Origin of the sequence: Mesorhizobium sp. M0778, assembly GCF_040320105.1 — a bacterium.
Classification (GTDB): Bacteria; Pseudomonadota; Alphaproteobacteria; order Rhizobiales; family Rhizobiaceae; genus Mesorhizobium.
Map to the genome: position 1 here is coordinate 73488 of NZ_JAMYPA010000024.1, position 21256 is coordinate 94743.

The 21256-nt window shown below is 62.9% G+C and carries 19 protein-coding genes; 11 read left to right on the forward strand and 8 right to left on the reverse strand.

The window, feature by feature from the left end:
- Positions 1-17: 17 nt before the first annotated feature.
- The gene (locus NKI22_RS26265; protein ID WP_352959176.1) at positions 18-1469 is read right to left on the reverse strand and encodes a helix-turn-helix domain-containing protein; all 1452 of its coding nucleotides are present in this window, start codon (positions 1467-1469) and stop codon (positions 18-20) included.
- 238 nt (positions 1470-1707) lie between these two features.
- Between NKI22_RS26265 and aceA the strand changes: the two genes are divergently transcribed.
- Positions 1708-2997, forward strand: coding sequence for an isocitrate lyase (gene aceA, locus NKI22_RS26270; RefSeq protein ID WP_023719401.1), 1290 nt, complete (start codon positions 1708-1710; stop codon positions 2995-2997).
- Between the two features lie 61 nt (positions 2998-3058).
- Positions 3059-3301 (forward strand): SMc00767 family acetate metabolism repressor, encoded by a 243-nt coding sequence (locus NKI22_RS26275; protein WP_023719402.1) that lies wholly within the window; start codon positions 3059-3061, stop codon positions 3299-3301.
- Positions 3302-3365: 64 nt separating this feature from the next.
- Here the strand turns inward: NKI22_RS26275 and NKI22_RS26280 are convergent, their stop codons facing one another.
- The gene (locus NKI22_RS26280) at positions 3366-3827 is read right to left on the reverse strand and encodes a RidA family protein (RefSeq protein ID WP_023719403.1); all 462 of its coding nucleotides are present in this window, start codon (positions 3825-3827) and stop codon (positions 3366-3368) included.
- 431 nt (positions 3828-4258) lie between these two features.
- Here NKI22_RS26280 and NKI22_RS26285 point away from each other — a divergent pair, with 431 nt between their 5' ends.
- Entirely contained in the window at positions 4259-4648 is a 390-nt protein-coding gene (locus NKI22_RS26285; RefSeq protein ID WP_156948085.1) for an ANTAR domain-containing protein, read from the forward strand.
- Between the two features lie 32 nt (positions 4649-4680).
- Here NKI22_RS26285 and NKI22_RS26290 read toward each other — a convergent pair whose 3' ends face one another.
- Positions 4681-5397 carry an HAD family hydrolase gene (locus tag NKI22_RS26290; RefSeq protein ID WP_023719405.1) on the reverse strand — a complete coding sequence of 239 codons (717 nt, stop codon included), beginning with the start codon at positions 5395-5397 and terminating at the stop codon, positions 4681-4683.
- A 168-nt stretch (positions 5398-5565) separates the two neighbouring features.
- Between NKI22_RS26290 and NKI22_RS26295 the strand changes: the two genes are divergently transcribed.
- The 4 genes from NKI22_RS26295 to NKI22_RS26310 all read left to right on the forward strand — a co-directional run bounded on the left by NKI22_RS26295 (position 5566) and on the right by NKI22_RS26310 (position 9839).
- Entirely contained in the window at positions 5566-6999 is a 1434-nt protein-coding gene (locus NKI22_RS26295) for a glutamine synthetase family protein (RefSeq protein ID WP_023719406.1), read from the forward strand.
- A gap of 59 nt (positions 7000-7058) precedes the next feature.
- The gene (locus NKI22_RS26300) at positions 7059-7427 is read left to right on the forward strand and encodes a four helix bundle protein (RefSeq protein WP_023719407.1); all 369 of its coding nucleotides are present in this window, start codon (positions 7059-7061) and stop codon (positions 7425-7427) included.
- A gap of 65 nt (positions 7428-7492) precedes the next feature.
- Positions 7493-8779 carry an NAD(P)/FAD-dependent oxidoreductase gene (locus tag NKI22_RS26305; RefSeq protein WP_352493830.1) on the forward strand — a complete coding sequence of 429 codons (1287 nt, stop codon included), beginning with the start codon at positions 7493-7495 and terminating at the stop codon, positions 8777-8779.
- A gap of 259 nt (positions 8780-9038) precedes the next feature.
- The gene (locus NKI22_RS26310; protein ID WP_245278604.1) at positions 9039-9839 is read left to right on the forward strand and encodes an SH3 domain-containing protein; all 801 of its coding nucleotides are present in this window, start codon (positions 9039-9041) and stop codon (positions 9837-9839) included.
- Positions 9840-9906: 67 nt separating this feature from the next.
- Here the strand turns inward: NKI22_RS26310 and NKI22_RS26315 are convergent, their stop codons facing one another.
- Positions 9907-10653: an SDR family oxidoreductase gene (locus tag NKI22_RS26315; RefSeq protein ID WP_023719410.1), complete on the reverse strand. Its 747-nt coding sequence runs from the start codon at positions 10651-10653 to the stop codon at positions 9907-9909.
- A 274-nt stretch (positions 10654-10927) separates the two neighbouring features.
- Here NKI22_RS26315 and zwf point away from each other — a divergent pair, with 274 nt between their 5' ends.
- The 3 genes from zwf (at position 10928) to edd (ending at position 14989) form a co-directional block, all read left to right on the forward strand.
- Positions 10928-12397: a glucose-6-phosphate dehydrogenase gene (zwf, locus tag NKI22_RS26320; protein WP_352482393.1), complete on the forward strand. Its 1470-nt coding sequence runs from the start codon at positions 10928-10930 to the stop codon at positions 12395-12397.
- On the forward strand, positions 12379-13092 hold the full coding sequence (gene pgl, locus NKI22_RS26325) for a 6-phosphogluconolactonase (RefSeq protein ID WP_352817607.1): 714 nt from the start codon (positions 12379-12381) through the stop codon (positions 13090-13092). The genes zwf and pgl overlap by 19 nt, the downstream gene beginning before the upstream one ends.
- A gap of 73 nt (positions 13093-13165) precedes the next feature.
- Positions 13166-14989, forward strand: coding sequence for a phosphogluconate dehydratase (gene edd, locus NKI22_RS26330; protein WP_352482395.1), 1824 nt, complete (start codon positions 13166-13168; stop codon positions 14987-14989).
- A 48-nt stretch (positions 14990-15037) separates the two neighbouring features.
- On the opposite strand, the gene NKI22_RS26335 is transcribed toward edd, so the two are convergent.
- The 4 genes from NKI22_RS26335 to NKI22_RS26350 form a co-directional block, all read right to left on the reverse strand.
- Positions 15038-16705 (reverse strand): vWA domain-containing protein, encoded by a 1668-nt coding sequence (locus tag NKI22_RS26335; RefSeq protein ID WP_352791927.1) that lies wholly within the window; start codon positions 16703-16705, stop codon positions 15038-15040.
- A gap of 112 nt (positions 16706-16817) precedes the next feature.
- Positions 16818-17816 (reverse strand): GlxA family transcriptional regulator, encoded by a 999-nt coding sequence (locus NKI22_RS26340; protein ID WP_023719415.1) that lies wholly within the window; start codon positions 17814-17816, stop codon positions 16818-16820.
- 16 nt (positions 17817-17832) lie between these two features.
- Positions 17833-18732, reverse strand: coding sequence for a bifunctional methylenetetrahydrofolate dehydrogenase/methenyltetrahydrofolate cyclohydrolase FolD (gene folD, locus NKI22_RS26345; RefSeq protein WP_352817603.1), 900 nt, complete (start codon positions 18730-18732; stop codon positions 17833-17835).
- A 208-nt stretch (positions 18733-18940) separates the two neighbouring features.
- Positions 18941-19591 carry a hypothetical protein gene (locus NKI22_RS26350; protein ID WP_352592534.1) on the reverse strand — a complete coding sequence of 217 codons (651 nt, stop codon included), beginning with the start codon at positions 19589-19591 and terminating at the stop codon, positions 18941-18943.
- A gap of 761 nt (positions 19592-20352) precedes the next feature.
- Here NKI22_RS26350 and proC point away from each other — a divergent pair.
- Positions 20353-21168, forward strand: a complete 816-nt coding sequence (proC, locus tag NKI22_RS26355; protein ID WP_352959179.1) for a pyrroline-5-carboxylate reductase — start codon at positions 20353-20355, stop codon at positions 21166-21168.
- Positions 21169-21256: the final 88 nt, after the last annotated feature.

Below are 21256 nucleotides of genomic sequence, written 5' to 3' on the forward strand. Positions count from 1 at the left end.
GGCAACTCTGTTTGCCGTCACTGAAAATCGAACGCCGACAGTCCCGTCACCATTTCGTCGAGGCCGAGCGGGCGTGTCACCGGTGGCTCGGCGCGGGCGAGGCAGCCGATGCGTTCACACAGCCGGCAGGCAGCGCCGACCGGCGTAGCCGACACAGCGGCGTTCTGTCCGGCCTTGCCGATGGCGGCCGGCCCCGGCAACGCTGCTCCATAGACGATCTCATCGCGAAAACCGATGTCGCAGCCGAGCAGCAGCGCTGTGCGGCGCGGTCGCTCGGCAAACGAGCCCTGCGGGCCTTCGAGCGTGCGGGCGATGCAGAGGAACGCCGCACCATCTGGCATTTCCACGGCCTCGACCAGGATCTGGCCGGGTTGGCCGAAGGTGGTATGGACCGGCAGCTTCGGACAGCCGCCGCCGAAGCGGCTTTGCGGAAAGCCGTGGCTGCCCGCCTTGCGGAAGCGATTGCCGGCACTGTCGACCTCGAGCATGAAGAATGGCACGCCCGACGCACCCGGCCGCTGCAGCGTGGTCAGCCGGTTCGCCGCTTGCCCGAAGGAAACGCCGAAGCGCGACCGCAACATGTCGATGTCATAGCGGGCGCGGACCGCAGCGGCGTGAAAAGGCTGATAGGGCATCATCAGCGCGTGCGCGGCATAGCGGCCGAGCTCGAAACGGGCGAGCCGGCGGGCTTCGTCCGTGGCCAGCTTCAGCGCCTGGATCTCGACAGCGACAGCAACGCTCATGCGGATCAGGCAGGCCTCCATAGCCACCTCGCGCAGCTGATCGAATGGCGACAGGCGCTCGGACAGGAACAGGCGCTGCGAGTGACGGTCATAGCGACGGCGCCAGTTGGGCATGGTGGCGACCGGCAGTACTTTGACGACGACGCCGAATTCACGCCGCAGCCAAGCCTTCAACGCACTGAACAGATCGTCGCCGGGATCGAGCACCGACGTGAATGCCTCGGCTTCCTCTTCGAGCGCGGTAAAATGGTTCGGCCGGCGTTCGAAAATCTCATGCACCTCGTCGATCGGCAGCCGGGCGCCGGAGAGTGCGGTGGCTTTGCCCTCACGCGCGAGCAGCTCGTTGAGATCGGATAGCCGCGCGGCCTGCTCGCGATAGGCGCGAAACAGCTTTATCACAGCGGCGGAAGCGTTGGGCGCCGCCTCGGCAAGCTCGATGAGTTCCTGGTCGCCTGGCAGTTCGCCGGCCAGCAACGGATCTGAAAACACTTCCTTCAAATCGGCGACCGAACCCCTCGCCTCGCCCTGCAATTCATGTGGGTCGACCTTGTAGACGGACGCCAGTCTCAGGATCAGTTGCACCGTCAACGGCCGTTGGTTGCGCTCGATGAGATTGAGATAGGACGGCGAGATGCCGAGCCCTTCGGCCATCGCCGTCTGGGTCAGGCCCTTGGCGTTGCGGATGCGACGAATGCGCGGCCCGGCAAAGATTTTATGGTCGGCCAATCGACTGTCCTTGACAAGAATTTACATCCGCTGATGGCATGGCGGCGTTTACAATCATGACAAATTTACAGCTCTCATCAGTCAAACACAACACAGGTTTTCTCTTATTTTATGGCCAATTTCGGAGTTTGTCTCGCTTGCCTAGTGCCGACATGTAAATGATGTCACGCACACGGCGCACATATTCCTTCTGTACGGCGTTTCCGAAACCGGCATTAAAGCCAGCCTGGAGTGACCAATGACCGATTTTTACAACCTTGTCCCGTCGGCGCCCCAAGGGCGCTTCGATGGCATCGAACGGCCGTATTCGCCAGAGGACGTGAGACGGCTGCGCGGCTCGGTGCAGATTCGGCAGAGCCTCGCCGAAATGGGGGCAAACCGGCTGTGGCAGCTCATCCATGAAGAGGATTTCGTCAACGCGCTCGGTGCCATGTCGGGCAACCAGGCAATGCAGCAGGTGCGGGCCGGGCTGAAAGCGATCTATCTGTCGGGATGGCAGGTCGCCGCCGATGCCAACACCGCTTCCGCCATGTACCCGGACCAGTCGCTTTATCCCGCAAATGCGGCGCCCGAACTGGTCAAGCGCATAAACCGCACCTTGCAGCGCGCCGACCAGATCGAGACTTCCGAAGGCAAGGGGCTGTCGGTCGACACCTGGTTCGCGCCGATCGTCGCCGATGCCGAAGCCGGCTTCGGCGGGCCGCTCAACGCCTTCGAGATCATGAAGGCATTCATCGAGGCGGGTGCGGCCGGCGTCCATTACGAGGACCAGCTGGCTTCGGAGAAGAAATGCGGCCACCTCGGCGGCAAGGTGCTGATCCCGACCGCTGCACACATCCGCAACCTCAACGCTGCGCGGCTTGCCGCCGACGTCATGGGCACGCCGACGCTGGTCGTGGCCCGCACCGATGCGGAAGCGGCACAGCTCTTGACCTCCGACATCGATGAGCGCGACCAGCCCTTCGTCGATTATGGCGCCGGCCGCACCGCGGAGGGCTTCTATCGTGTCAGCAATGGCATCGAGCCCTGCATCGCCCGCGCCGTCGCCTACGCGCCCTATGCGGACCTGATCTGGTGCGAGACTTCCAAGCCCGATCTGGCGCAGGCCAGGACGTTTGCCGAGGGTGTGCGCAAGCACCATCCCGGCAAGCTGCTTGCCTATAATTGCTCGCCGTCTTTCAACTGGAAGAAGAATCTCGACGACGCGACGATTGCGAAGTTCCAGAAGGAACTCGGCGCCATGGGTTACAAGTTCCAGTTCATTACGCTGGCCGGTTTCCACCAGCTCAACTTCGGCATGTTCGAGCTCGCCCGCGGCTACAAGGAGCGGCAGATGGCTGCCTATTCGGAACTGCAGCAGGCGGAATTCGCCGCGGAAGCCAATGGCTACACTGCCACCAAGCACCAACGCGAGGTCGGCACCGGCTATTTCGACGCCGTCTCGATGGCGATCACCGGTGGCCAGTCTTCGACCACGGCCATGCATGGATCGACCGAGCACGCCCAATTCAGGCCGGCAGCGGAATAGCGGAATAGCAGACAAACAGAGGGAACGCCCAAACGGGCATGACAACACAAGGAGAAGACCAATGGCATCGATAAGCCGCGTCAAGGAACGGGCCGAAGAGCAAGCCACCAGCATGAATGTCGACCAGCAGGCGACCATTCGCATGTTGGCGAACGATCTGCACAGGCTCAATCAGTCGGTGATGAAGGCGGTCGAGGCCGGCGTCTCGGTCGAACTGGTGCGCTCGGCACGTCACCATGGCGGCGATGGCAACTGGGGCGATCTGCTGATCCCGGTCATCGTCACACAGCGGAGCCACGACTAATGAATTCTACCGCACCGCGCCTTTTTGAACGCATGCTATCGCACCTCGCAGGCTGCGGCTCTGCCTAGTCCGGCAGAGCTGCTAATGCAACGATTTCAATGACAAGATCAGACTGAGCAAGCGCTGCAACTCCAATAACTTCCGAGGGCGGCGGGTTGTTGTAGCTGCAGTGCTTCGGGCAGTGCACCGCAAAGAATTCGTCCAAGACGTCCAAGCGGAAATTGGGGGAGCTCAGAACGCCGCCATCGGGAAATGGCCCCTTAACAAAGAAGGTCAGCCGGATGAGATGCTCGAGCGCGCTGCCAAGCTCCTCCAGATCTGATTTGATGTTGGTGAGAACTGCGCGCCACTGTGCTGCCGCGTCGCCAATGGCGCCGCCGCCGCTTTTGCCGATCGGATCGTAGTCCTCGGCCGTCGCGGTATTTCCGGAAAGGTAGACAAACCCCTTTGCGCCGGTAACGACCGTACCCTTTCCCCATGGCATCAACCGGCCGTTTTTAAATTTCTTATGAGTCACGAGTTCCATTGTCATCTCCCGTCGCTCAAAGAGACGTGCTTAGCCAACGAGGAAGGATAGTCCAGCGAGGCGATGCGACAAGCTCGCGACAGACTTGCCTCGCCTTCATCCAACCTGCTTCAATCCGGCTACGGCTGCGAGTTGATGCGTTCGCGCTGCACAGCCAAACTTCGCTGAAGCCTGCCCAGTTGTAATGGCGACTTCTCCTTTCGAGCGGCGGCAAAGAAAAGCACTTAATTTTAATTTTAATGTTTCTTGCGATATTCTCCTGATATGCCATTTCAGCTTGACATGAGCAGCGATCTCACGCCAATTACCTCTCAAGTTTCAACCCTGCATTGAAACACTGAACAACGGCCTGCCCCGCCATGTGCCCAGCGAATCGCGAAATCGAGACTGCAAAGCAGGCGGCGTTCGTTAGCCGGGGCGTGGAGACGCGGATGCTCCCAGATTTCTCGCGGGTGCTGGTGGTCGGAAAATCACCGATCAACCGGGTCGTGGTTTCAAAGATCGTTGAGCGGTCCGGCCTCAAACCGATCTCGGAAACTCCCGAAACCGCGGCAAAGGCCTTGCACGCGCTGATTCCCGGCACTGTCGTTCTCGACGGCGGAGCGGAGAACGGTGACTGCGACGCCTTGCTGTCGGGCATCGATGCGCTGCGAAGGGCGTCAGGCAAATCGCTTCCGTTGGTGATCCTGCTCTCAGTCAAGACCGGCACTCCGGAGACCCTGGGCCTGTCGAGCGTCATCGATGCGGTGGTCGTCAAGCCGATCACCACCGAACGGCTGCAGCCGGTGATCGACCGGCTGGTCGGGCTCGGCCGCAACTGACCTCTACCGCGACGCGTCGACTGCAGACCTGATCAATCAATCTCGCCGATACGCTCGATCAGGCCCGGCAGTTCACCGAGATTGGCTATCTGGCGAAAGCGCGGTGCTGAGACCGGCGGCTCGACATGCTCCAGCACCCAGGTCAGTTCATGCGGCACGTGGATGCCCCAACTGCCGGCTTCGATTGCCGGCACGACGTCCGATTTGAGCGAGTTGCCGACCATCATGCCCTTTTCCGGGCCATCGCCGTAGCGGCTGAAGATCCGGCTATAGGTGGCAGCGCTCTTGTCGCTGACGATTTCGACCGCATGGAACAGCTCGCCCAGTCCGGATTGCGCGAGCTTGCGTTCCTGGTCGAAGAGGTCGCCCTTGGTGATCAGCACCAGGCGGTAGGCGCCGGCCAGCTTTTCCACGGTCTCGCGCGCATAGGGAAGCGGCTCGATCGGATGGCTGAGCATCTCGCGGCCCGCGGCGAGAATTTCGGCAATGGTTGAGGCAGGCACGTGGCCTTCGGTGACCTCGATCGCCGTCTCGATCATTGACAGCGTAAATCCCTTGATGCCGAAGCCGTAGACCGCGAGGTTGCGCTTCTCGACCTCCAGCAATCTTGCCGAAATCCAGTCCTCCTCGGCGTGGTCGGCGAGCAGCGCGGCAAAGCGCTTCTCGGTCATGCGGAAGAACTGTTCGTTCTGCCACAGCGTGTCGTCGGCGTCGAAGCCGATCGTCGTCAGTTTGCAGCTGTGTTGCATTCGGCGTCTTCAATTGCGGCGTTGCGGGACGCCGACCCTAGACCAGGATGTTTTTATCCGGAAGTCGTTGTGTTCCCCCGGTAATCGAGGCGCACGCCAGCCGGCTCCCCTTCCCTTTGGTCGCCGGCAACGGCTATACTCCACAATCTGCAACAAATCTGGTGATTGATGCCGCCTGCAAAAAAGGAAGTCCGTCCGTCGAGCCGCGGAGGACGCGCCCGCACGCCTGCCTTCGTGAAAAACCAACGTGGCGTCAAGAACTGGAAGGAAGTCAGCGCCTGGCTGGAATGGCGCGGCATCGAAGACATCGAATGCATCACGCCCGACCAGGCCGGGGTTGCGCGCGGCAAAATGATGCCGTCGAAGAAGTTCACCTCCAACACCTCGCTTGCCCTGCCTTCGGCGGTGTTCATGACGACGATCTCGGGTGGTTATCCGGAGGACGGCAACGGCTTCCACTATCCGGAGGACGATGGCGACCTCAAGCTGATGCCTGACCTCTCGACGCTGACGGTGGTGCCGTGGGAGGAGGACCCGACGGCGGCGGTCATCTGCGACCTCGTCCACCAGGACGGCCGCTCGGTCGAGTTCACACCGCGCAACGTTCTGAAGCGCGTGCTTGCCGCCTATGACAGACGCGGGCTGAGACCTGTGGTGGCGCCCGAGATCGAGTTCTACCTGGTGCGCAAGAACCCCGATCCGGACTACCCGCTGACCCCGCCAGTCGGGCGCTCCGGACGGCCGATCGGCGGCGGCGCCGGCTATTCGATCGCCGGGGTCAACGAATTCGACGAACTGATCGACGACATCTATCATTTCTCCGAAAGCCAGGGCCTGGAGATCGACACGCTGATCCACGAAGAGGGCGCCGGCCAACTCGAAATCAATCTGCGTCACGGCGATCCAATCGAGCTCGCCGACCAGGTGTTCATGTTCAAGCGAACCATCCGCGAGGCGGCGCTGAAGCACGAGATCTATGCCACGTTCATGGCCAAGCCGATCCAGGGGCAGCCCGGTTCGGCCATGCATATCCATCAGTCAATCATCGACAAGAAGACCGGCAAGAACGTCTTTTCCGCGGAGGACGGCTCGGAGACCGAGGCCTTCTTCCACTTCATCGGCGGCATGCAGAAACATGTGCCGAACGCGCTGGTGATGTTTGCGCCCTACGTCAATTCCTACCGGCGGCTGACGCAGGCGGCCTCGGCGCCGGTCAACAACAAATGGGGCTACGACAACCGCACCACGGCCTTTCGCGTGCCACGCTCCGACCCGGCAGCGCGGCGCGTCGAAAACCGCATTCCTTCCTCCGACGCCAATCCCTATCTGGCGCTGGCCGCATCGCTCGCCTGCGGGCTGATCGGCATGACCAATAAGATCAAGGCCGATCCGCCGGTACTGACGACCGCCAATGAGGATGAGATCGACCTGCCGCGCGGCCTGCTCGAAGCCGTCGACCTGTTCGAGGCCGACGAGGAACTCTGCGCCCTACTCGGCAAATCCTTCGCAGCGACTTATGCGGCGATCAAGCGGGCGGAATTCGAGACCTTCATGGAAGTGATCAGCCCATGGGAGCGGGAGTATTTGCTGCTGAATGTGTAGTAGGAGAGTAGGGCAATATGGCAGTAGGGCAGTTAGGGCAGTAGGGCAGTAGGGCAAGGATGACGGACAAGATCGCATCGTACAGGGATCTGATCGTCTGGCAGCAAGCCATGGACCTAACGGTTGCAATCTCCCAAGTCACAAGGACCTGGCCGAAGGACGAGCTCTACGGGCTGACGGGTCAGGTGCGTCGGGCAGCAACGTCTGTGCCAGCCAACATCGCCGAGGGTTACGGCCGAGAAAGCCGAGCTTCCTACCAGCAGTTTCTCAGGATCGCCCAGGGATCACTCAAGGAACTGGAGACACACCTTCTAATCGCGCAACGGGTTGGAATTACCTCTCGCGAGGCAGTCGAATCATTGATGCCTCACAGCGAGAGCGTAGGAAAGCTCTTGCGGCTTCTCATCCGCAAGCTGTCGGCTGAATAGACACCTACTGCCCTACTGCCCTACTGCCCTACTGCCCTACTCCCCTACTCCCCTAGCCGAGCATCATGACTTACCAATCCCCAATCTCCCCCGGCCGCTCCTGGTACGAGGACACGGCCGGACCAAGGCCCGAATATCCGGCGCTCGACGGCGACCGGACATGCGACGTGGTGATCGTCGGCGGCGGCTTTACCGGCCTGTCGGCTGCGGCTCATCTCGCCAAGTCAGGCGCGGATGTCGTGCTTATCGAAACGCATCGTTTCGGTGACGGCGCATCGGGCCGCAATGGCGGCCAGCTCGGCACCGGACAGCGGGCCTGGGCAGAGGAGCTGGAAGCGGAATACGGCTTTTCCTGCGCCAAGGCGCTGTTCGACCTGGCCGAAGAGGCCAAGGCGCATCTCCTCGACTTCGCCGCGGTGCACCAGATCGAGATCGACTATATGCCCGGCCAAATGTCGGTGGCGCACAAAAAGCGCTATGTCGACGACTACAAGGCGCATGCCGAGATCATGGCAAGCCGGTTCGGCTATCCGCACATCTCATTCATGGATGCCGCGGAGACAGCCGAGCGGCTCGGCTCGACGCATTATTTCGGCGGCACCCGCGACACGGGCACCGGCCACATCCATCCGCTGAAGCTGGTGATCGGCACCGCAAAAGTCGCGGCACAGGCCGGCGCAAAGCTTTTCGAGCAGACACCGTCGACCGGCATCACCTCCGGCGGCGGCAAAGTGAGGGTGACGACGCCGAAGGGCACGATCATCGCCGGGAAGTGCTTGATCGGGGTCAACGCCTATGGCGGCACGCTCGAGCCGGTGAGTGCTTCGCATATCATGCCGATCGGCTCATTCATCGGCGCAACGGTACCGCTGGGCGCCGATTCCAAAGTGTTGCCGGGTGGCGAGGCGGTCGACGATTCGCGCTTCGTCGTGCGCTATTTCCGCAAATCGAAGGATGGGCGGCTGCTGTTTGGCGGGCGCGAGATCTACGCAGTCAACGATCCCAAGGACATTCACATCCACATCCGCCGGCAGATCGCCGAGATCTATCCGGCACTGAAGGACATTGAGATCACCCATGGCTGGGGCGGCTATGTCGGCATCACCGTACCGAGAAAGCCGTTCGTGCGCGAAGTCATGCCCAATGTGATCTCGGTCGGTGGTTATTCCGGCCACGGCGTCATGCTGTCCAATTTTTTCGGCAAGCTTTATGCCGAGACGGTCGCCGGCAACCGCGACCGGCTGAAGCTGATCGAGGATCTGAAGATTCCGCCTTTCCCCGGCGGCCGGCGTTTCCGCGCGCCACTGCTCTTTCTTGCGCTCAACTGGTACGCGTTGCGGGACAGGATTTAACCAGGCGTTGCAGAATCCTTAACCAGGGCGCAGAATCCCCGCCAAGGGCGCAGTGATGCCACAATCGCGGGCGAAAGATGATGCTCGTGGGCAGCTGAACGGGGAATTTTTGCGGGCCTGCCCGCTTTTGGTTTGGGAACGATGCCGATCGAAATGCCGGCTCTCCGGCATCGGTCGTCAGAACATCGGCCCGCAAATGGAGGTGGCAAGTGTGAGAGAGCCCTTCAGTTTCGGTGCGCCGGAACGACGGCGCCTTGCGATGCAATTCGGTTACGATATGCGGCCGACGTTCTGGCACGGGGTCCGGTCGAACGCGCATCTCGTGATCGCTGCGCTTGGCACGGCAGCACTGCTCGGCGTTGCCGCAGTGGCGCTGTGGCTGGCCTTGCCGGCCAATGAACGACAGGCGGCGGCGAGCCCTGAGCAGACCGTTCCGACCATTCCGGTCAAGACGACGAAGATCATGCCTTCCAAGGTCGCTGCGGCGCCGCGGACGACGGGCAAGGCCGACGCGGTTTCCCCGGCGGTGGCCGCGGCGGAAGCCGACATACCGGCGCTGGCTCCCAACGATCCCCGCTGGACGGGACCAAAGACGGCATCGGCCGCCGCCACAGCAGCATCCGACCAACTGGCAAGCCAGACCGATCAGGCGGCCGATAAATCGTCTGCTTCGGTGGCATTCGCCGATCCGGCAGCGAAACCCGACGCTGCGGCATTGTTTGCCAAGGTGGCGGCTCCCGGCAGCTCGACGAAAAACACAGGGCCCGACGGTGCGCAGACCGCTGCCATCCCCACACCCAAGCCGCAACTGCCGACGCAGTCCGCGAGCGAAGACGACAACAGCACCAAGGCAAAATCCGGAAAAACCAATACTGCCGGTACCGGACGCATCCTGAGATCCGTCACCATGCGCACCGGCCCAAAGAAGAATGCGGCCGCCATTCTCACCGTGCCGGCCAAGACCTCGGTGCAAGTGATGAGTTGCAAGCAGTGGTGCCAGATCGTCTACAACGGCAAGCGCGGCTGGGTCTACAAGAGCTACGTCAAAACCGGGGCGTAGGACAGACAGAGCGATCGCGGCTCGGATCGCTCGGCATCAGCCGCCTGTCGCCGGATGGCCTAGGGGTTCAAATGCAACGGCCGCCGTCGACTTCCAGCGCCACGCCGGTGATGAAAGCTGCTTCATCCGATGCGAGCCAAAGCGCGGCATTGGCCACGTCAAGCGGCGTCGAAAGCCGGCCGAGCGGGATCGATGCGCGGAACTTCTCGCGGATCTCGGGTGTGTCGGCGCCCATGAATTTCTCAAGCATGCCGGTCTCGCCGGCGACCGGGCACAGGCAGTTGACACGGATGTTCTTTGGCGCGAGTTCCACCGCCATCGATTTGGTCGCGGTGATCGCCCAGCCCTTCGATGCGTTGTACCAGGTGAGACCAGGCCGCGGCCTGATACCGGCCGTGGAAGCCGTCGTCAGGATGACGCCGCCGCCTTGCCGCTCCATGGCCGGCACCACGGCAAGTGCTGCGTTGTAGATTGCCTTCATGTTGACTGACGTGATCAGGTCGAAGGTCGCTTCGTCGACTTCCAGCATGTCACCGTTGCGATGGGTGTAACCGGCATTGTTGACCATGATGTCGATGCGACCGAAAGCACTCATTGCAGCATGGACCATGTCGTCGAATTCGGACCGCAGCGAGACGTCGGTCTGGGTCCAGATCGCCTTTTCGCCGATCTCGCCGGCGACGCGCTCTGCGTCCTTGGCGTTCAGATCGGCGACAACGACCCGCGCGCCCTCCTCGGCAAAGCGCCTGGCCATGCCCTCGCCAAAGCCCGAGGCAGCGCCGGTGATGATGGCGACCTTGTTTTGGAGGCGCATGCCTTTCTCACTCATCGTTGAAGACGATCGACGACGCGTTTGGCCATGGCCATCGAAAGATGTGTGTCCATTGCCGATTTCTCCTTTGGCTTTCGCCTTGATCCCGCTCTATGCTGCACCTGCGAACGCTCCCGGAAGCATCGCTTGCCGACAAGCCTCCGGCCAGAGCCGGTGTCAAGAGCACACGCGGATGTGACGCAATGACACTGGCAAGTTTAAATCGATTAGATTATATCAGCCGCGTTATCGCGACCGGCGTCAGAGCGGACAGACCATGACCAGCCAGATCATCCCCGTCGACCCTTTCGACTTTATCATTTTCGGCGGCACCGGCGATCTGTCGGAACGCAAGCTTCTGCCGTCACTGTACCACCGGCAGCGCGACCACCAGTTTTCCGAGCCGACGCGCATAATCGGCACATCACGTTCGAAGATGACCGATGAGGAATTCCAGTCTTTCGCCAGGCAGGCGATTGCCGATCATGTGAAACCGGAAGATATCGACGCCACGGAACTGAAAACGTTCCTCGCACGGCTCTCCTATGTCCCGGCCGACGCAACCACAGGTGCCGGCTTCGACAGGCTGAAGAAGGCGATCGGCGACAGCGAACACATCCGCGCTTTCTATCTGGCGGTGGCGCCGGCGCTGTTCGGCGACATCTCGCACAAGCTGAAGGAGCACGGGCTGATCACGCCGAATTCGCGGATCGTGCTGGAAAAGCCGATCGGCCGCGATCTCGCTTCGGCGCGCGCGCTCAACGACCTGGTCGGCGACGATTTCCATGAAAGCCAGATTTTCCGCATCGACCACTATCTCGGCAAGGAGACGGTGCAGAATTTGATGGCGCTGCGCTTCGCCAACGCGCTCTACGAGCCGTTGTGGAATTCCGCCAATGTCGATCATGTGCAGATCACCGTGGCCGAGACGGTCGGCCTGGAAGACCGCGTCACCTATTACGACAAGGCTGGCGCGTTGCGCGACATGGTACAGAACCACATGCTGCAGCTGCTCTGCCTCGTCGCCATGGAGGCGCCGTCGTCGATGGACGCCGATGCCGTCCGTGACGAAAAACTGAAAGTGCTGCGGGCGCTGAAACGCATCAACGGCAACGAAGCGCCCAAGCACACGGTGCGTGGGCAATACCGTGCCGGCGCCTCGGCCGGCGGGCCGGTGAAGGGCTATGTCGAGGAACTCGGCAAGAACAGCAACACCGAGACCTTCGTTGCGCTCAAGGCCGAGATCGGCAACTGGCGCTGGGCCAGCGTGCCGTTCTACCTCCGCACCGGCAAGCGGCTGGCGACCCGCGTTTCGGAGATCGTTATCGAATTCAAGCCAATCCCGCATTCGATCTTCGGCGAGAGCGCCGGGCCGATCTCCGCCAACCAACTGGTCATCAGGCTGCAGCCCGACGAAGGCGTCAAGCAGTTCATCATGATCAAGGATCCGGGCCCGGGCGGCATGCGGCTGCGCCAGATCCCGCTCGACATGAGTTTTGCGCAATCCTTCGACGGCCGCGCGCCCGATGCCTATGAGCGGCTGATCATGGACGTCATCCGTGGCAACCAGACGCTGTTCATGCGCCGCGACGAGGTCGAGGCTGCGTGGAAATGGATCGACCCGATCCAGGACGCCTGGGAAAGCGGAAGGCAAGAGGCGCAAGGCTACACCGCAGGCACATGGGGCCCCTCGGCCTCGATTGCGCTGATCGAACGCGATGGGCGGACATGGCACGAGAGCAATTAGGCGGCGCCTACAACTGGCACGAATTTGCCGGACGCCAGGAGTTGGCGACAGCGCTTGCCGGCCACGTCGCCGGCCGCCTGTCAAAGGCGATCGCCGAGCGCGGCACGGCACTGCTTGCAGTCTCGGGCGGCACGACGCCGGCGAAATTCTTCGCGGCGCTTTCGACCGTTCCTATCGCCTGGGAAAAGGTGACGATAACATTGGTCGACGAGCGCTTCGTGCCGCCCTCGTCGCCGCGCTCCAATGCCGGTCTGGTTGCCGCCAACCTGCTGCAGAACGCGGCCGCCGCCGCGAATTTCGTGCCGCTCTACCACGCTGCGGCAACTATCGCGGGCGCAGCGGTCTCCGACAGTGAGACGCTGCAAGTGCTGCCCTGGCCCCTCGATGTTGTTGTGCTCGGCATGGGAACTGATGGCCACACCGCCTCGTTCTTTCCGGATGCCGACAACCTGGCAAGATTGCTCGATCCGTCGTCGCAAAGGATCGTGCTTCCGGTTCACGCGGCAAGCGCCGGCGAGCCGCGGCTGACGCTGTCACTGGCGCGGATCATCAATGCCGGCTTCATCGCGCTGCATATCGAGGGCGCGGAAAAACGCACCGCATTCGAGGCCGCGCTTGGAGTTGGAACACGAAAGCCCATTCGCGCCGTGCTCGATGCAACTCAAAAGCCCGTAGAGGTTTTCTGGGCACCCTGATCTCAACTTGGCTGCAGGTCCCGGCAACAGCCGGAAGGTGTTTGCGGGACCTCGCCTGAAAGGACCGACCGCCATGACCGCAAGACGCGACATCGAAGCCATCACCCAGCGCATCCGTGAGCGCTCCAGGCCCGGTCGCGAGGCTTATCTCGGCCGCATCGCCGAAGCCTCGAACCGCACCGCCAACCGGGCCGTGCTGTCCTGCGGCAACCTGGCCCATGGCTTTGCCGTGTGCAGTCCTTCCGAAAAGGTGGCGCTTGGCGGCGACCGGGTGCCGAACCTCGGCATTATCACCTCCTATAACGACATGCTGTCGGCGCATCAGCCTTTCGAGACGTTTCCGGCACTGATCAAGGACGCGGCCCGCGAGGCCGGCGGCATCGCCCAGGTGGCCGGCGGCGTGCCCGCGATGTGCGACGGCGTAACCCAGGGCCAGCCCGGAATGGAGCTGTCGCTGTTCTCGCGCGACGTGATCGCCATGGCCGCGGCGATCGGCCTGTCGCACAACATGTTCGATGCCGCCGTCTATCTCGGCGTCTGCGACAAGATCGTGCCGGGGCTGGTGATCGCGGCGCTGACCTTCGGTCATCTGCCGGCGGTCTTCATCCCGGCCGGGCCGATGACGACCGGCATTCCGAACGACGAAAAGGCCAAGATCCGCCAGCTCTATGCCGAGGGCAAGGCGGGGCGGGCCGAACTGCTCGAAGCCGAATCCAAATCCTATCACGGGCCGGGAACCTGCACTTTCTACGGCACCGCCAATTCCAACCAGATGCTGATGGAGATCATGGGCCTGCACACGCCTGGCGCCTCGTTCGTCAATCCGGGCACGCCGCTGCGCGACGCGCTGACCAGGGAAGCGACCAAGCGGGCGCTGGCGATCACAGCGCTCGGCAACGCCTACACGCCAGCCGGGCGGATGATCGATGAGCGCTCGATCGTCAACGGTATCGTCGGCCTGCACGCCACCGGCGGTTCGACCAACCACACCATCCATTTGATCGCCATGGCGGCGGCGGCCGGCATCGCCATTACCTGGCAGGATATTTCCGACATCTCGGAAGCGGTGCCGCTGCTGGCGCGGGTCTATCCGAACGGCCTTGCCGATGTGAACCACTTCCACGCCGCCGGCGGGCTCGGCTTCCTGATCCGCGAACTGCTCGACGCAGGCATTTTACATGAGGATGTGCAGACGGTGTGGGGCGAAGGGCTGCGCCCCTACGCGGTCGAGGCCAAGCTCGGCGCCGATGGCGGCGTCGTGCGCGAGGCCTCGCCGCGCCAGAGCGGCGACGAGAAGGTGCTGGCGCCGTTCAAGAAGGCGTTCCAGCCGAGCGGCGGGCTGAAAGTGCTTTCAGGCAATCTCGGCCACGCCGTCATCAAGACATCGGCGGTCAAGCCGGAGCGGCGCATCATCGAGGCACCGGCCAAGGTGTTCGACAGCCAGCAAGGGCTGAACGAGGCGTTCAAGGCGGGGTCGCTGACCGGCGACTTCATCGCCGTCATTCGGTTCCAGGGCCCGAAGGCCAACGGCATGCCGGAATTGCACCGGCTGACCACCGTGCTCGGCATCCTGCAGGACCGCGGCCAGCATGTGGCGCTGGTTACCGACGGGCGCATGTCGGGTGCCTCCGGCAAGGTGCCGGCGGCGATCCACGTGACGCCGGAAGCGGCGGAGGACGGGCCGATCGCCAGGATTCATGACGGCGATATTATCAGGCTCGACGCCGAGGCCGGAACGCTCGAGGTGCTGGTGCCGGCCGGCGATTTCGCACTGCGCCGGCCCGCGGACAGCGACCTCATAGGCAATGAATTCGGCTTCGGCCGGGAGCTCTTCGCCGGGTTCCGGCAGATGGTGGGCCGCGCCGACCATGGCGCGAGCGCCTTCGGCGTGGCGTGACTTTTTCGGCCATGAGGAAGAGCGGCTGGTGGCCGCTCTCCCTTGGATCTATTGAACCGTCAGCTCGGCTCGCGCGCCGGCCCTGACCGTTACCGCGCCTTCCTTCGAGCTGCTGTCCGACTTCTCCGAAACCACCGCGTAGTCGCCAACCGACAAGGTGGCCTGATACTTCTGGTCATAGGCGTAGCCGACCGACTTGCGGGTTCCATCGATGTTCTTCTTGGCCTCGAATATCTCGATCTTCGAGGCCCCTGGCGCGGTGATCGCCAGCACGCCGGCGTTCATGGCGATCTTCAGATCCTGATGTTCGCCAATTTTGACACTGAACGGCTGCTCGGCCACCGCGAGATCGACGGTCGCGACCATTACATAATCGTCGGGCGGCAGATCGAACTTGCTGTCGGGGCCGTAGGCATAGGTCACCTCCTGCCTGGTCCCGCCGATGTCCTTTTTCGCCTGGAACACCTTGAAGCCGACGCCAGAACCCTCGGCCTTGTCGCCACCGGCAGCATAGTAGGCGTTGGCGACGACATGCCCGACGCCGACGATGATATCCTTGTCGATGACCCTGCCGGCGGCAAGCGGGACCGTCTCGGTAACCACGCCCTGGCCGATCGTGACGGTCACCTTCTCGTCGCCGGCCGGCAGCACGACTTTCGTGTCGCCATAGTAGGTCGGCAGGGTGTCGACGCCTGGATAGGCGATCACGACCGCCGCGCCGCCGTCAACGTCCGCCCCTTCGCTTGGCCGCGGGTGGATAACCAGCGTGCCGGCATTCAACGTGAAGAGCGGCTTGGCGACCTGGCCAGGCTCGATCTTGATTTTCTGTTCGGCTTTGGCCTCGCCGGCGCGCGCGACGACGATATAGTCGCCCGCCTCCAGATTGCCCTTGTAGGCACCGTACTCAGTGGCGACGGGATCGCCGCGCGTGCCGTCGGAATTCGCCTTATAGATCTCCCAGGCATTGCCGTCGGTGACGGGATCGCCACCTTCGGCAAGCACGACGGTGGGCACGAAATTGGACTCCGCCGGCTGGGCAGGCGCCGGCTGGGGAGCAGGCTCCGGGGCGGCAGCCGGTTCAGGAGCGGATGGCGGCGGCGCAACGGTCTCGACGAGGGCGTCCTGCAATGCCTTTTCATCCGATGCTTCGATATATTTGCCGCCGGTGTTATCGGCCAGGCAGGCGACCTGCTTGCCTTCGGCAGCCGTCAGGCCAAAGCCGACGACATCGACGGTGAAGTCGATGCCGGCAGCCTCAAGCTCCTTGCCGAGCGCACAGGGATCGCCGCTGCATGTCTCGATGCCATCGGTGATGAGAACGACCGTCGCCTTGTCCTCGGTGTATTTCAATGCTTCCGCCGCTTGCTTGACAGCGGCGGTCAGCGGCGTCTTGCCCTGAAATTTCAAGCTGTCGGCCGCGGCTGAGATCGCACTTGCCGAGCCTGCCTGCGGCGGCACGATGAGTTCGATGTCGTCGCAACTGGCCTTCTCGCGATGGCCATAGGCCATGAGGCCGATTTCCTCATCGGCCGGGACCGATTGCAGCACGTTCCGCAGCGATTGACGGGCGATTTCGAGCTTGGGCTTGCCGTCGATCTGCGCCCACATCGAGCCGGAGGCATCGAGAATGACGATGACGCGATCGGCGGCGAAACCGAACCCCGTCGTCCAGAGCAACAGGGCCGCCGCAGCGACGCTCCGCACAAATCCCGCCATCAAAAATCTCCCCCGTCAGTCGCCGCCGCTCGGCGCCGGAACGCTATTTGACGCCGCGTCGCGACACAAGCCCGGACGGAGTACGAAGCTGCGTCGCCTCTCTGCCAAACCCTCAATAGGTCGTGCGGCGTTCCTCGGAAGGCGGCCGGCCGAATTGCAGCCGGTAGCTCTGGGCAAAATAGGAATGCGAGGTGAAGCCGGTGGCGATTGCCACGTCGAGGATCGGCATGTTGGTCTGGCGCAGCAATTCGCGCGCCCGCTCGAGCCTGAGCCGCATGTAATAGCGCCCGGGCGTCACACTGAGATGGCGCAGGAACAGGCGCTCGACCTGGCGCACCGACAGGCCCGCCGACTTGGCGAGCTGCACCGCCGACAGCGGCTCGTCGAGATGATCGGCCATCAGCTCGACGATGCGGCGAAGCTTCTCCGACTTGCCGGTCAGGTCGCGTTCCGGGCCGACGCGCTGGCGGTCCCCGGCCGAGCGAATGCGCTCATGCTGGAACTGGTTGGCGACGCCGTTGGCGAGGCTCGAGCCGAAATCACCGCGCACGATCTCCAGCATCAGGTCGATCGAGGTGGTGCCGCCGGCGCAGGTGTAGCGCTTGCGGTCGATCTCGAAGACGTTGCCGGTGCAGTTGATGTCCGGAAAGCGTTCGAGGAACCCGGCGCGGTTTTCCCAATGGATAGTGCAGCGATAGCCATCGAGCTGGCCTGCCTCGGCAAGCAGATAGGAGCCGACCGAAAGCGCGCCGAGCGCATTGCCGCGCCGACCCCAGCTGCGCAGCGCAGCCAGCACCTTGCTCTTGCCGGGAAATTCCGTCGTCAGCCCGACCGAGACGAAAAGGATATCGACCGGCGGCAGATCGACAACGGCGTAGTCGATCTTGAGCGGCAGGCCGTTGGAAGCCATGACGGCATCGCCGTCGGCCGACACCGTCGTCCAGCCATAGAAATCGCGGCCGAGCAGCCGGTTCGCCGACCGGAACGTGTCGATTGCCGCGGCCAGCGAGAACATGGAGAACTTGTCGACCAGCAGAAACCCGAACTGCCGGCCGCCCTGAACGGGATCATTGGTGACCGGCCGTTCTAAGGGAACAGTGAGGTTCGGCAAGGACGCTGCTCTCTGGTCAGAAGGAAGGCCGTTTCAACCCGGCTGCGAGGTAGGCGGAAGCTAGCGTGTTGGCCATCAGCATGGCAATGGTCATCGGCCCGACGCCGCCAGGCACCGGCGTGATGGCGCCGGCCGCCTTCGCTGCTTCGGCAAACTCGACATCGCCGACGAGGCGGGCCTTGCCTTCACTCTTTTCAGGTGCGGCGATGCGGTTAATGCCGACGTCGATGACGGTGGCGCCAGGCTTGACCCAGTCGCCGCGGACCATTTCAGGCCGGCCGACGGCTGCGACCAGAATATCGGCGGTGCGGGCAAGCGCCGGCAGGTCCCTGGTGCGGCTGTGTGCGATGGTGACCGTGCAGTTGGCGGCAAGCAGTAGATTCGCCATCGGTTTGCCGACGATGTTCGAGCGCCCGACGACGACCGCATTGAGGCCGGACAGATCCTTGCCGCGCACCCGTTCGATCAGCAGCATCGAGCCGGCCGGCGTGCAAGGCACGAAGGCGGTCTCGAGCTCGCCGGTGCCGAGCTTGCCGACATTGATGAAGTGGAAGCCGTCGACATCCTTCTCCGGCGCGATGGTCTGGATGACTTTGCCGGCATCGATATGGCCGGGAAGCGGAAGCTGCACCAGGATGCCGTTGATGGCCGGATCGGCGTTGAGCTGGCCGATGATCTTCAACAGGTCCGGCTCGGAGGTCTCGGCCGGCAGCGTGTGCTGAACCGAATGGAAGCCGCATTCCTTGGCGGTGCGGGATTTGGAGGCGACATAGACCTGGCTCGCCGGATCCTCGCCGACGATGACCACCGCGAGGCCGGGCTGCCGTCCGCCCTTTTCCGCCAGTTCGGCGACCAGGGCCTTGACCCGCCGCACCACGTCTTCGGCGACGCTTTTTCCGTCAATCAACTCAGCCATGAACCACCCTCGACGCCGATCGCCTAAGCCTGCCGCGTTAAAGCATCCCGCGGCGTACTCCAGATACCTTTTATGCATGTCGTTGCCCAGAACCATGCGCAGCCGGGCGGACATGCAGCGCGGCATTTTCACGAAAATCGAGCCGGGCAATCCCGTCAATGCGCCGTCCCATGCCGCTAACTCGAAACCGGCATGTTTTATTCGACGCTTAGAAATAGCGGCGCGTGCGGTTTTCGGTGAGCTCGCGAACCGCTTCGCGGAATTCACGCAGGCTGGCACGGATTTCCTCGATCTGGCTTTGCTGATCGGCGGCTTCCGAAACCTGATTTGCCTCCTTCGACCAGGCCTGAGTATAGGCTGAATGCTGCGGCGTGGGTTGCTGCGGATAAGGTGGCTGTCCGGCATAGAGCGGCTGTAGATCGAAGGCAGGCGGCATCGCTGCGCCGGAATTTGTCGCGGCGGAAGTCTCGCCGGACGCCATCTCCTCCGGCGCTCTGCCGGGCATGAGCCTGCGCAGCGCTGACAACACGGTACCGATCGGACCCCGACGCGCTGCCCGGTACGCTTTGTCCTCAGCGGGACCGGCATCGCGGCCGCCAACGGAGCCAGCGGGGTCGAACAATACATCGGCAGCTGCAGGCTCTTCCGTCAGTATGGTGGCGGCCTCCGGCCCATCAGGATGGAGCTGGCTTGTGCCGGCGGCTGCCAACAGGATCGGACTGGCACGCGCCTCGCGGCGCGACCGGGCGAGACGATGCCGTGTGGCGGCATCCTCGCGCCATGACGCGCCTGCACGGTCCTCTAGCGAAACCAGCGATGCTTCGTCCTCGTCGCGCACTGCCTCGACGAGCGACAGCAAGGACAGCTCGTTCCTCCGGTGTTGACGATTATCCCTGTAAGCCATGGTTCCTGGAGCTTTCCCCTAGGGCTGGGACGTAGCGACCGCCCACTGGTTAAGCGATGCTAAACAGGCATAGGAAATAAAAGGTTAATTTGGTCGGCTGAGAGACCTCGTTTCCCGCCTTAAGACAATGCCATCGAGTTCGTCGCCCGCGATTGGTCGATCACTCGAAAAATGGCGGGATGTCGGTTAGGGTTGGAGGCAGACGTTCCATTGTTCATGAAGTCGCCATCTTGAACACCGTCAGAATTCGGGGGAGGCTATCCGTATGATAACGCCAGACACTCCGTTTGCGCTGATGCTGGAGATGCACGCTGTGCTCTTCGGAGTTCCGGTGCTTAGTCTGCTGGCAGGGACCGCAATCCTTGCTTTGATACGCCCATGGCGCTTTTCTTCAGGGGCCGTGGCGGCTTGCAAGATGGCTATGGGAGTCGGCGTCGTTGCCGTGGCAGTTGTGCTTGGTTGGGGAGGATTTCTTGTCGGCTTTGGTGCGCTGTTGGAGAATCCAGGCTATCGCTCCCACCTCGTCTGCAATCCCTGTTTTTAGTCTGGGATGGGCCGAACCTGGCCGTCCAGAGTGATCGGGTCAGGACCGACCGAGCCCGATCAGGCGGCGAAAGCGGCGACATAACCCGGCCCCTGATCAAGGTCCGAGAGGGGCTTCCCCGTCCGCCCATGAACGTCTATGGCAAAGCCAACCTTTCGAATGGAGAGCTTCGATGACGATCAGGCTTGTTCTCGCCGGTTGCGGCAATATGGGCTACGCCATGCTCTCGGGCTGGCTGAAAGCCGGCAAGCTCGCTCCGGCTGCGGTGTTCGTGGTCGAGCCCAATGCCGAGTTGCGCAAGCGTGCCGAAGCACTGGGCTGCGCTGCTGCCGCGGATGCCGGCGTCGTCCCGGCGGACGCCGTGCCGGCCCTCGTCGTCCTTGCGGTCAAGCCACAGGTGATCCGCGACGTGACGGCTGGCTACATCCGCTTCAACGATGGCCGAACCACTTTCCTCAGCATCGCCGCCGGGACGCCGGTCGCCACGTTCGAAGGCATTCTCGGCGACCGCGCGCCGATCGTGCGCTGCATGCCCAACACGCCGGCGGCTATCGGCAAGGGCATGATGGTGGTGTTTTCCAACAGGCTGGTTTCCGAGGACACCAAACGCCTTGTCGCCGACCTGCTTTCGGCAAGCGGGCAAGTGGCCGGTATCGATGACGAGGGCCTGATGGATGCGGTGACGGCAGTCTCCGGATCCGGTCCAGCCTATATCTTCCATTTCATCGAAGCGCTGACCGTGGCCGCCGAGAAGGCTGGCCTGCCGACCAGGACTGCCAAGCTCTTGGCCATGCAGACGGTCTACGGCGCCGCATCGCTGGCCGCCGAAAGCGGCGAGGAGCCCGGCGTGCTCAGGCAGCAGGTGACCAGCCCCAACGGCACCACGGCTGCGGCCCTTGCAGTACTGATGGGCGAGGACCGGCTGACACGCCTGCTCACCGAGGCGGTGGAAGCGGCGCGGCTGCGGTCGGTAGAGCTGGGGAAGTAACAGCTGTCGAGGCGTGGGTCGGCCGTGCGTTTCAGGGGCAATAGCAAACGCTCTGTAGCGATCCTTCGCGCCCCCCTCTGTCCTGCCG